Consider the following 12,166-nt stretch of genomic DNA (forward strand, 5'->3'; position numbering starts at 1 on the left):
CATCATCAGCACAATTATTTCTTCGGCACCACTCTAAGTTCATTTCCCAACATTCAGCAATATTTTCCTGAGTGATTAATTCAAAAGCCCAAGTATTATTATTAGCGTTAAAACGATTAATATGATTGCGCTTGGCTTGGAGCTTGCGCCCGGCTAAGGTCGCGAGCTTCTCCGCCAGATATACATAATCAAAGCTATCCCGCATATCCTGATACTCAAAATGATCGGGATACAGCTCCTTCAAAGTAGCCATATTTTCCGGTGACATTCCTAATATCACAAACTCATGGTTATTATCCAGGGCATCCTTCCTCATTTCCTCTAGGGCCGGAAGCACATCTCCCGTCCCGGCGGGATAAAAATAATAGTGAGGCAGCTCTTCGATATGTCCTCTCACAACTAAGTAGTCATTTATTCTGGCCACCTCATAACGATAAACATCTGACCATGCAAAAATGTTAGTAAAGTTTTGATGACAACCGCCCAGATCCGCAGCCTCAAGCAAGGGTTTCATCCACTCTTTATCTTTAATCTCAACCTTTTTAAACTCAATCATTTTCTATCCACCTTATGTACTATTCAATTTTTATAAATTGCCTAAACATGATATTATTATTTTATAAGAACAACTTGCCAAAGTCTACAGAGTGCTTTTAGCTTTTTTCCGGCACTTTATTATCATACTCTAAAATATCTTAGAATCAAATAGCTAATACCTTGGGATTATATACTTTAGCTTATATCCTGAGGGAGAGGTAATATATTGATCAAGCTTATCGTTAAACGCACCATCCCTAACTATGAGAATATCGAAAATAAGCAGGTTCGCGAGGCTTATGGAATTTTAGCAGGAAAACTGGGCATCATCTGCAACCTTCTTCTTTTTACCTTTAAGCTGCTTCTGGGGTTATTTATGAACAGCATCGCCGTAATTTCCGATGCTTTCAATAACCTCTCCGATTGTGGCTCCTCCATCATTGCCATTGTCTCGGCAAAAATGAGCAATCGTCCGCCAGATTTGGAACATCCCTTTGGTCACGGCAGAATTGAGTACATATCCTCATTGATCGTTTCCTTTCTTATCTTTCTGGTCGGTTTTGAACTTCTCAAAAATTCTTTCAGTAAGATTCTCCACCCGGAGGAGGTAATCTTTAGTTACCTTTCACTGATTATCTTGGGACTTTCTGTTGCCCTCAAGATCTGGATGTTCTCCTATAACCGATATATCGGGAAAAAGATCAATTCAGGAATCATTAAAGCCACTGCTTATGATAGTCTTAATGATGCCTTAGCTACCAGTGCCGTCATCCTTTCTACCTTAATAGGGTATTATTTTAACCTAGCCATCGATGGTTATGTAGGGCTGCTTATTTCCCTTTTTATCCTCTATACCGGCTACACCATCGCCAAGGAAACAGTCAATATTCTTCTTGGGGCATCCCCTAATACCGAACTGTCCGCTCAGGTTAGGGATATGGTAAATGAAGGTAAGCATGTGGTGGGGACTCATGATTTAAAAGTTCATGATTATGGTCCGGGCAGAACCATTGCCTCTATTCATGCCGAAATTTGGGATACTGTGGATATCGTGGAAGCCCATTTAATAATTGATGATCTAGAAAAGCGCATCTCTGAAGAACTTAATATTAACATTGTTATTCACATCGACCCTATTACAACCGATGAACAAAAGATTAAGCATATGGAGTCCCTAGTTCAAAATGTTGTGAAAGAGGTAAATGCATCTTTTACTGCGTATAATATTCGTATGACCAAAGGCTACCGGAGTATGAACGTCATTTTTGAATTATCCGTCCCTTCTCCGCTCATTCCGGAAGCCGATAAAATTCGCAAACTTATCATTAGTAAGTTAAAGGAAAAAGACCCTCAACTAAATGTTATCATCAACTCTGTCACACAATCAGACACAGAAAATTAACTTAAATATTATCACCTTGTTGCAGCCTTTTCATATTGTCTACTCAACTTTAGAGAAGTATCAGTAATGGAGGGTGATCCGGGAATGTGGTTTACCAAACCTCAAGCGGAAGTTCTAAGTGAACTTAACGTTAATCCTTCCTCGGGACTTACTAACCAAGAGGTGCAAGCCCGACTGGAAAAGTATGGTCCTAATAAACTAAAGGGAAAGCCCAAGAAAAGTTTTATCTCTCTATTCTTCGCCCAGTTAAAAGATATGTTGATCTATGTATTGATAGCCGCCGCCTTAGTCACCCTGTTTATTGGAGAGTATGTGGACGCCATAATCATTCTCTTGGTAATTCTTCTCAATGCGGCCATTGGCGTTTTTCAGGAGTATAAGGCGGAAAAAGCCATCGAGGCCTTACAGCAGATGACCACCCCTAGAACCTTAGTACGCCGGGATGGGGAAGTTAAAGAAATCAATTCCGAAGAACTGGTACCGGGAGACATTGTCATCATTGACGCTGGGCGCTTTATCCCTGCGGACCTTCGCCTCATCGAAAGCGCCAATCTTCAGATCGAGGAATCCGCCCTAACCGGTGAATCCGTGCCCACGGAAAAAGATGCTCAAAAGGTCCTGGAAGATCCCAAAACGCCCTTAGGGGATCAAGATAATATGGCCTTTATGTCTACCCTAGCTACTTACGGTCGCGGAGAAGGGGTAGTGGTGGGCACGGCCATGGAGACAGAAATCGGCAAAATCGCCAGGATTCTCGATGAAGACATCGAGGAAATGACCCCTTTACAGAAGAGAATGGAAGAGTTAGGAAAAATCCTTGGCTATCTTGCCATCGGCATCTGCGTACTAATCTTTGTCATCGCCTTCTTCCAAAAGCGAGAGCTTTTTGAAATGTTCATGACCGCCATCAGCCTAGCGGTAGCAGCCATACCGGAAGGCCTGCCGGCCATTGTCGCCATTGTTTTGGCCCTTGGAGTCACCCGCATGTCCGGAATCAACGCTATCGTAAAAAAACTTCCCGCCGTCGAGACTCTGGGATCTGTCAATATTATCTGCTCTGATAAAACTGGGACACTAACCCAAAACCAAATGACCGTGGTTAAGTATTATACTTTGAATGCTCTGAAAGAAGTACCTCGGGAAAGCCCAAATCTTGACGGGGGAATTCAGGAAAAAGAATTAGTCAAGACCTTCGTCCTCTGCTCCGATGCCACCTATGAAAATGGACAAGGGACGGGAGACCCGACGGAAATCGCCCTGGTAATCTTAGGAGATCGCTTTAACCTCGCCAAAAAGACCTTGAATACCGAACATAAGCGAGTGGTCGAAAAACCCTTTGATTCTGACCGCAAACTTATGTCTACCCTCAATGAAGAGGATGGGAAATATCGGGTACATACCAAAGGAGCCATCGATAATATTCTTAAAATTTCTACCACGGCATTAATCGAAGGGAAAGTAGTTCCTCTCACCGATGAAATGAAAATAGAGTATCTCCGGGTGGCCGAAGCAATGTCCGATGAGGCCCTGCGGGTCCTGGGAGCAGCCTATAAAGATGTGGACCGCATCATCAGTCCTGATGAACTGGAGCAGGATCTTACTGTAATCGGTATGGTGGGAATGATCGATCCGCCCCGTCTCGAAGTCAAGGACTCCATCCGTGATGCCAAGCAAGCAGGCATCACTCCGGTTATGATTACTGGAGATCACAAAAATACCGCCGTGGCCATTGCGAAGGAGCTAGGTATCGCCGAATCCTTAGAGCAAAGTATGACCGGTTCCGAAATTGATGAATTATCCGATGAAGAATTCTCCAACCGCATCAGCAAATTAAGAGTCTTTGCTCGAGTCTCACCGGAGCACAAAGTTAAGATCGTCAAAGCCTTTAAGTCCCAAGGCAATATCGTCTCCATGACCGGCGATGGGGTCAACGATGCTCCCTCCCTTAAAAATGCCGACATCGGCGTAGCCATGGGAATTACCGGTACCGACGTCTCCAAGGGTGCCTCCGATATGATTCTAACCGATGATAACTTTACCACCATTGTTCACGCCATTGAGGAAGGCCGTAATATCTATAATAATATTAGAAAATCCGTCATCTACCTCCTCTCCTGTAACTTAGGAGAAGTAGTTACCATTTTCTTCTCGGTATTTTTCTTCTGGCCCGTTCCTCTTTTGCCCACTCAACTTTTATGGATTAACTTGATCACTGATACCTTGCCGGCCATTGCCTTAGGTGTCGACCCCGGGGATAAAGAAGTCATGAAGCAAAAACCCCGGGATCCCAAAGAAAGCTTCTTTGCCCATGGAGCCGGTGTGCGGGCGATTATCGGCGGTGTGCTTATTGGGGCTTTGACCCTTGTGGCTTTCTACGTGGGCCTCAAGGAGTACGGTTATACATTAGGTTCCAACAACATCCCAGACGATGTCCTCACCTATGCTCGTACCATGGCTTTCGTGGTCTTAGCGGCTTCCCAGCTATTCTACTCCCTCGCCATGAGAAGTGCCACCAAATCCATTTTCCAGGTAGGCTTCTTCTCTAACAAATACTTAATCGGGGCGATTATCGTTGGCTTGTTACTCCAGCTGATGGTCATCTCCGTCCCCTTCCTCTCCAGTGCTTTCAAATTGCAAATGCTCTCCTTGAGAGACTGGGGAATCGTCCTATGCCTAGCTGTTATCCCTCTTATCCTTAAGGAAGTCTATAAATTTTTTGTTAGAAGAAGCGCTTAAAAATTCGTGTCAAAGGGACGGAGTTGAAATTACAAAAAGCCTACGCATGGTAGGCTTTACTTCTATAACTAAGACACCGACACATCATCCCTGGATATCATCTCCATTTTAGATATTTCTTAATGGTTGCATATTGTTATGAATCGTGCTTAAGAAAATATCTCCTCTTCGGCCGCGGTGGATAAAAGAGAATTGAAGGTTTTGTTAAGCGGATATCTGTAAACCCCGGAATTACCCGTACAGTTTCCGGCAGCTGAGGGTCGTTAAGGTCCATTGTTGTCAAAGCTCCCGTGGTACATGCCTCCACGCAAGCCGGGGGTAACCCATGATCCTGACGGGGATAGCACATCTGGCAACGGGTCACCTTATTGGTATTGATATTATACTGGGGAGCATCATAAGGGCAAGCCTTCACGCAGATACGACAACCGTTGCAAAGGGAGGAATCGATCTCGACAATCCCATCTTTTCTTTTGTTAAAGGCATGCTTGGGACAGACGCGAAAACATTCCGGGCTATCACAGTGGTTACACGCCATAGATAGATATGTCCCCACATCGATTTCCTTAACATGCCGCCAGTGAATATTGGCCGGGGTATGGTTTTCGTTACGGCAGGCCATCTCACAGGCACGGCAACCTATGCAGAGATTTGCATTAAATAAGAAGCCCTTTCTTTTAAACATCTTTTCGACTCCTTCTGATGTTGACCATACAATCAAAATAAGGAATACTCTCCCCCGCTTTACCTTGACCACTGATCAGATGATTTATAGGATAACGATCACTTTGCTCCACCAAGATAACATTTTCAGGAAGATAGGGGCTAATTTTAGCTCTTCCACGCAGGAAACCATTCTCATTATAGACTTCCACAGAAGAGTCTTCCCGGATGTTATGCTGACGAGCGATCTCCTCCGCCAGTTCGATGGTTGGTTCTTCTTCCCCCTCTGAATTTAGCCAAGTTAAAGTCTCGTATTGTGTATGGAATTTAAGCAAAGACTGGGGAGTGAGTAAATGATAAGGCAATTGAAAAGATAAATCGACCGATGAATCTACTGATAAATCCAGCGCTGAATCGGCAGCTTCGGTCGCAGCGAAAACTTGTGGTTGAACTCTTGGGAAACGATACACCCAATTAGCTGGGGAGCCCTCTTTCTTCCTTTTAAAGGAGCGTTTCTTGATATCAGCAGGATTCGCCAAAGCATAAAGCTCCCTAACCCCCGGTGATAACTCCTCTTCAATCCAATCCCAGGGTTCTTTATCTGAAGGGAAATTTGAAAAACCAGGCCCAAGTTCATTAAGCCTTCGGGTTAGATCCCGGGCAATCTGCAGATCACTTTTTGCTTCATAGAAAGCGGGTAGAGTCTTTTGGTTGTAAGAAAGCCAATGGTGCCAAAAGTTTACATGCAAATCCTCTTCTTCAAAGAAGGAAGCAGCAGGCAGGACAAGATCGGACTGTCGAGAAGTGCGATTCAGATAGAGATCCACAGTAATCACCAACTCCATTTGTTCCAATAAATCCCGCCAAGCCTGTAGATTATAATCTTGGGCTAAAGGATTGCCACAAGATATCCAAAGCATCTTTAGAGGTGGATCTTGAAGCTTCATAGCACTACGAGGATAATCGTTGGCCGGGACCCCTCGGGAAGAAGGGATTAAAGGATGCTTTACTCCCTCATGCTTTGCTAAGGATTGAGGGAAATTTTCTTGGAGTCGGTTGCGAAAATAGACCCCACCACCTAACCCAAAACTCCCTGTCAAAGCCGCCAGAGCGCTTACGGCCTTTATGGATTCTCCCCCATTGCGATAGCGTTGGATGCCGAAGCCTAGCCAATTAGCGACCGGACGAAGAGCATAGAGATCGACTAATTCCTCAAGGACAGTTAGTTGAACTCCTGTTTGTGAACAGACTTCATCTAAAGTAATCTTCTCAAGCTCTTGTTTATATCGATCAAAACCTTCGGTCCTCTGGTCAATGAACTTCTTATCGCTCCGACCATTCTCAATCAGTATTTTTGCGATACCCCAAGCCAGCCAGGCATCGGTGCCTGGATTGATCTGGATATATAAATCCGCTCTACCCGCTGTATGGGTAAGGATCGGGTCGATAACCACAAGCGGTGCTCCCTTTTGGCGGGCTTCATAGATAAATTTCATCTGATTAATATTGGTATTCGCCGGGTTGGCTCCCCAGATCACGATTAACCCGGCATCGCTCATCTCCTCCGGATCAGGGTTATTTAATTCCCCTATAGTCTCCAGCAGAGCTGTTTCCCCGGTAGCGGAACAAATATCTCCGACCGGTCGAGTATGAGGACCCAGACTGGCGAACATTCCTTCAACTGCCTGATGCAGTAACCCGGCATTGCCATTTCCTTTATAATACCCTAAGCCCAGATTGGAACCGTAGCGGTCGTTCAACTCAAGTATTTTTGAGGCGATAATCTCGTAGGCTTGGTCCCAAGAGATTCGTCGCCACTCCCCTGATCCCCGCCGCACCTGTCGCAATGGATACTTCAAACGATACTCATCCAAGGTATATTGAATCAAGGAATATCCTTTAGCACAAAGCCTCCCCCGGGTATAGCCATGCTCGGAGTCACCGACCACACGTGTCAACTTACCCCCGCTCATATGGGAAATCATACTACAGGAGCCATAGCAATGCCGCGGACAAGTATTGCGAAAAGTAGGCATACCTAACACCAGCCTTTAGCCTTTATAATAGTAACTTACAATATTGAATAATCTATTTTTCCTTACTTGTCATAATCTCAGTCTTTCTCGTTCAATATTTTTAGCAAGGTTTCCGACGCGTATTCTACTTGCACAAGACCGACTTAAATAGGTGCAGCAATTTCTTCAGCAATTTTAGAGTCCTCGTTCATATGGGTTCGAAAAGTTAACACCATGCCCCTTACTTTTTTAACTATTACCTACACTGCCCCAGGCTTAATGATAACTGGGTTCTTAACTCCATTTTTCCGCAAATGCTTAAGCAGATTTTCTCTCTGCAGCTTATGGAGGTCCTCATAATTCCCATAATGTTTAGTGATCTCATCAGCTAAGCCGGGGATCTCTTTGCCTGATACGGGTGTAGTACAGTATTGTCGAATCGAAGGGAGAAATTCGGCACCGTCCATTGCCTGCTCATAGCTGACTAATTCGTAGCCCCCTCCCCCATTCTTTTTGTAGGTAATGTTAGCGGGTGTAATCCTCCCACTTACCTCCCGAACTAAAGCATTCCCATTATTATAATTTGCTATATAAGTCGCGCTATAGGTAGTTACAAATACCTTGAGAAAATCTTCTTCCTCATAACTCATAAATATCTTGGGCGCCACTACACTAAATCCCCGTTGGGGCTGGGAATAGCGTTCAGTTTCAGTCCTATAAACAAGCTTTTCCAGCCAATCCTCTCCATCATAGGTATAATCGGGGAGCTTAATCGTTTCTTGGCTGGATAAAGCGAAATACCATTCTTGGGGAGAAAGAGATTCATCTGTGATAGTATTTCTTGCTCCTAAGATGTCTTTACAGAGTCGCATCATGATCTGTCCCCTCAGACCTTCAGCATTCCCCTGTTCAAATTGATGAAACATATATTGCATGGCTTCATCCCCACCATATTTCAGGATTTTTTCATATTCATCCGGATGGGCATTGATGTAATCTTGTGGGTTGGAGGAGCTTAGCGGAGAAGACATAATGGTGTTAATACTTCCTTCTATATTAAAAGTGGCGGTTTCCTTTGGCTTATTCCCAACCTCTCGAAACAGGTTGATGATTGCTTGGGCAGTCTCCGGGCTGATTCTATAGATGCGTTCATAAGGTTTTTCAACATTGTAGTTCTTGCCGTCCTCAGTGTAGAGGAAATATGTATAGGCAGCATTCGGGCCTTCCAAGACAATTCGCATAAAATTGGCCGTAGCCGGTACATCGTTTACACTGGTGTACCTCCAGAGGAAGGAAGGATTCTCTTCTTCCTGGGCCAGGTGTACTGCCATCTCTAAAATAGCACCGTCTGTACTGGTTACCGGAGCAACCTCTTCCCCTTTTTTCCACTCGGACATCGTCACGCTTTGGATCTTGGGATAGCCAAGCAGAGTCATTTTCTGAATAACTTGGAAATCTTCCTTAGGAATAGCATAGTAACGATGCTGATCACCAGATTGGACCATGGCCAGGGTTGGTTCCGCTTCAAAAAAGCGAATCTCGTTATCCCCATTGACATGAATAGTAATGGAGGGCGTAAGTTTATAGGGTGAGGTGATTTCCTTTTTCCTCCAATCATCCGCTGCCGAGGACAGCCATTTTCCCAACTCCACACTAGACACTATGATGGGATAAGAATACCCCGCTTCGCTAATCTGTACCCCTTCTCCTTGCATAAGCAGGGATGCCAGATTATTTGGATTGAGGAAGGACAGATCCGGTTCTTTATCAGCGGGGTTAGATATCAGAGTGAATAACATACCGCCCACAGCAATGACCAAAGCGATCACAACCCAAAAAGCAGGTTTCTTATAATTAAGGATATTTTTAACTCTTGATTTTACATGGATTTCGCCAAAGGCCAGAGGATTTATTGTAAAAAGCCCGTTTCTTTTCACTGAAAGTGCCAGTAAAGAATTGGAGTACCCACCCTTTGCTTCTTCACCCATCTTCCTTAGAACACTTTCATCACAGGACATCTCCATATCCCGGCTCATGAGGATAAAAGACAGCCACATCAGAGGATTGAACCAATGGAGAATGAGAGCAAAAAAAGCAAGAGGCTTTATGAGGTAGTCCCTTCTTCTAATGTGAGTTTGTTCATGTGCCAGTATATAATTCAAATCGGCTCCGGTTACACCCAGAGGTACATATATTTTTGGGCGCATAAACCCACATACAATGGCAGTACTCAGGCGGTCGGATTCATAAATATTATCTTTAACCAGGGTAGCCGTTTGAAGTATCCTTTTAGTCCTTATGTAAGAAATTGTACTTAAAGTAATTAGTACAACAATACCTATCATCCAGATCAAGCTCAAACCATCCAACCATATTTGCATTGGGTTAACACTTGCCATAGGTGTAGCCGGTGGTAAGGATGAATTTACCGCAGTATCTAAGCTGACGATACCGGACTGGATTGTCGGATTGGGCATCATCGCGATATCACTTGGAATGAATTCTAATACGCTGGCCCCTGTACCTGTTTGCGAATCCATCTTTAACAGCCCCAACAGACTAAAGTCCGAAGTCAATGTAAAAGGACAGATAAGTCTAAACAGAACGACCGACCACAAAGCATAGGAAAATATTTTGGGAGCCTTTCTTAAGAAGAAACGAATAAGCATGACAACTAAGGCAACATAGGACGCCGTAATACTCATATTCAATACGGTTGTAAATGCAGTTTGTAACCCGCTCATTTTGTCGCCTCCTCAATCATCTTTTTGATTTCCTCAGCCTCCTGTCTAGAGATCTTCTTACCTTTGAGAAAGGCAGCTAAAAATGCCGGCAGAGAATTATCAAAGGATTTTTCTAAGAGCACCTCACTCTCATACTTTTGGACTTGCTCCCGTTTTACGATGGTCGTAACGGTGGCCTTATCATTCTTGACAAGACCCCTCTCGGACAGTTTACGGATCATCGTATAGGTGGTTGGTTTTTTCCAACCCAGCTTTTCTTGACACACCTTTGTTAACTCCGTTGAATTTATGGGTTCAAGTTCCCAAATGATACTAAGAAACTTATATTCCGCATCAAAAAGCTTAAATTCTTCCATGTGTATCCTCCTTTCATCATTTTCATTATAGATTTACTCAATTATTCTTCTATAAGGTTTGTCATAATAAACCTAATGTAAGTTTATCGTAATAAACCTACTCTGTCAAATGAGAATCCTTAACTCGGCGAAGAATTCTTTAATATGCAAAGGGGCTGCTATTTCGAACCATAAAGTTCAAGAGTAGCAGCCCCGAATTACATATTAGTTATCACTGAATCAAAGAGTGCATCAATGTAGCCTGTGATTCAGCTTAAGCCAACCGTATTGATAACCATGATTACATAGAAGAGATAGCGTCCCAGGATCTGACCGATGACCAGCAGGGCAGCTGCGAGGTAAACAGTTGCGACCACCGCACCTTCAGTAGTTGCCGCCACTTGAACTGCAGCTTGACCGGCAGATACCTTCATACTTCCTTTACCCATGGGGAACATCAGCAATCCCGCCCCAAGCAGAATCAAGAGCCATTTCATAGCCATAACTCCGCCCATACTATTCAAGAGAGCTAGGCTCTGTCCTGCGGCTAAATTCTCACTTGTTCCCAGTTGGATATAGTAGAGTACCATGGCCGCTACTTGCAATACGACTGCAACTCCTACGGCTAAAGATGCTGCCTTTTTTACTTTTACTGCTTCCTTTCCGCTTAATGCGAGGAAGATGACTGCTCCCAGGGAGATGGCGGCTGCGTAGAACTCTACAAAAATCGAACCGTGCTGCCAGGCCGGGACAGAGGCAAAATTATAGATCGAAGCCATGACATAGACATCAGCTAGGCCGACAACCGCCGCAAGGGGGGTCAGAACATTGACAGCACCTTCGGCTGAAGGCTTTACAATGATTAATAATGCAGCAACAACAGTTAATCCGGTAAAGACACCGGTAAACCAAATCTCCCGACTCAGCCAAGAGGTGCCAAAGTGAGCAAGAGAATTCAGAGCCGAAAGGGGCTTGCCTAAGTGCATAAGTGAAGCAAGCAGTCCAACTATCGCCAAACCAGCTGCAGTTACCATAGCCGATTTAAACTGCCCTTCCTTATTGAAATACTTACCTAGAGCTACAAAGGTCATTGTCCCAATAGCGGCTTGTATGCAGATAGAAAATAAGATTAAAGATAAGTTTTCCACTGCTTACACCTCCTTCTCTCTAGGGTTAGAATCCATTGCACAATCCTTGGGTTTAATCAATACCGATGGGTTAGTGAGTTTTGTCGTTGGTAAAATGGGTAGTTCTTGAACTAAACCCACACCATGTTTGGCTTTAAGTTCGTCTAAGTCGCCAAATTCCAGGCATCTCATAATACAAGCATCCACACAGGCAGGATTTTCTCCCCGGTCACGTAGATCCTTACAGCTATTGCACTTCCCCACTATGCCGCTTTCTTCAAGAAATTGGGGGGCACCATAAGGGCAGTTCCAGATGCAATATTTACACCCGATACATTTATCCTTATCGTGTTGCACGGTTCCGTCCTCTGCGAAGTGCATGGCACCGGTGGGGCAACCCTTTACACATTTAGCCTCTGCACAGTGGTTACAGGAAGAGGAATAATTGAAAGCATCAGGCTGCGGATAAACACCTGTTTCAAAATTCCTTACCCGGCGATATAACACGCCAATCTCGTTATTATTTTTATCTTTACAAGCAATTTGACAGGTACAACAGCCAATGCAGGCTTCCATATCAAAGTAAAAACCTAATTTGCCCATTTTT

General features: G+C 44.2%; 9 protein-coding genes. 2 read left to right on the forward strand and 7 right to left on the reverse strand.

What is annotated here, in order from left to right:
• On the reverse strand, nucleotides 1-556 hold a 556-nt coding region (locus AC1U9U_RS01750; RefSeq protein WP_479958830.1), incomplete at its 3' end, for a DUF2156 domain-containing protein.
• A gap of 207 nt (nucleotides 557-763) precedes the next feature.
• Between AC1U9U_RS01750 and AC1U9U_RS01755 the strand changes: the two genes are divergently transcribed.
• Nucleotides 764-1,939 (forward strand): cation diffusion facilitator family transporter, encoded by a 1,176-nt coding sequence (locus AC1U9U_RS01755; RefSeq protein WP_479958831.1) that lies wholly within the window; start codon nucleotides 764-766, stop codon nucleotides 1,937-1,939.
• An 84-nt stretch (nucleotides 1,940-2,023) separates the two neighbouring features.
• Complete coding sequence (locus AC1U9U_RS01760) at nucleotides 2,024-4,675, forward strand: cation-translocating P-type ATPase (protein WP_479958832.1); 2,652 nt, start codon at nucleotides 2,024-2,026, stop codon at nucleotides 4,673-4,675.
• A gap of 136 nt (nucleotides 4,676-4,811) precedes the next feature.
• Here AC1U9U_RS01760 and AC1U9U_RS01765 read toward each other — a convergent pair whose 3' ends face one another.
• From AC1U9U_RS01765 to AC1U9U_RS01790, 6 genes are all read right to left on the reverse strand, one after another.
• Entirely contained in the window at nucleotides 4,812-5,360 is a 549-nt protein-coding gene (locus tag AC1U9U_RS01765; RefSeq protein ID WP_479958833.1) for a 4Fe-4S dicluster domain-containing protein, read from the reverse strand.
• Nucleotides 5,353-7,374 (reverse strand): molybdopterin-dependent oxidoreductase, encoded by a 2,022-nt coding sequence (locus AC1U9U_RS01770; protein ID WP_479958834.1) that lies wholly within the window; start codon nucleotides 7,372-7,374, stop codon nucleotides 5,353-5,355. Before AC1U9U_RS01770 ends, AC1U9U_RS01765 begins: the two co-directional genes overlap by 8 nt.
• 239 nt (nucleotides 7,375-7,613) lie before the next feature.
• A complete protein-coding gene (locus tag AC1U9U_RS01775) occupies nucleotides 7,614-10,097 on the reverse strand; it encodes a DUF5301 domain-containing protein (protein WP_479958835.1) in 2,484 nt (827 codons plus the stop codon).
• Nucleotides 10,094-10,453: a BlaI/MecI/CopY family transcriptional regulator gene (locus tag AC1U9U_RS01780; RefSeq protein WP_479958836.1), complete on the reverse strand. Its 360-nt coding sequence runs from the start codon at nucleotides 10,451-10,453 to the stop codon at nucleotides 10,094-10,096. Before AC1U9U_RS01780 ends, AC1U9U_RS01775 begins: the two co-directional genes overlap by 4 nt.
• 248 nt (nucleotides 10,454-10,701) lie before the next feature.
• Nucleotides 10,702-11,580, reverse strand: coding sequence for a dimethyl sulfoxide reductase anchor subunit family protein (locus tag AC1U9U_RS01785; protein ID WP_479958837.1), 879 nt, complete (start codon nucleotides 11,578-11,580; stop codon nucleotides 10,702-10,704).
• Between the two features lie 3 nt (nucleotides 11,581-11,583).
• Entirely contained in the window at nucleotides 11,584-12,162 is a 579-nt protein-coding gene (locus AC1U9U_RS01790; RefSeq protein WP_479958838.1) for a 4Fe-4S dicluster domain-containing protein, read from the reverse strand.
• Between the last annotated feature and the right edge of the window lie 4 nt (nucleotides 12,163-12,166).

The organism is Desulfitobacterium sp., from assembly GCF_982384815.1.

Bases quoted from the DNA above. Each gene is read 5' to 3' on its own strand.
- AC1U9U_RS01790 (WP_479958838.1), bottom strand. From the start codon at position 12,162: ATGGGCAAATTAGGTTTTTACTTTGATATGGAAGCCTGCATTGGCTGT.
- AC1U9U_RS01775 (WP_479958835.1), bottom strand. From the start codon at position 10,097: ATGAGCGGGTTACAAACTGCATTTACAACCGTATTGAATATGAGTATT.
- AC1U9U_RS01760 (WP_479958832.1), top strand. From the start codon at position 2,024: ATGTGGTTTACCAAACCTCAAGCGGAAGTTCTAAGTGAACTTAACGTT.
- AC1U9U_RS01780 (WP_479958836.1), bottom strand. From the start codon at position 10,453: ATGGAAGAATTTAAGCTTTTTGATGCGGAATATAAGTTTCTTAGTATC.
- AC1U9U_RS01765 (WP_479958833.1), bottom strand. From the start codon at position 5,360: ATGTTTAAAAGAAAGGGCTTCTTATTTAATGCAAATCTCTGCATAGGT.
- AC1U9U_RS01770 (WP_479958834.1), bottom strand. From the start codon at position 7,374: ATGCCTACTTTTCGCAATACTTGTCCGCGGCATTGCTATGGCTCCTGT.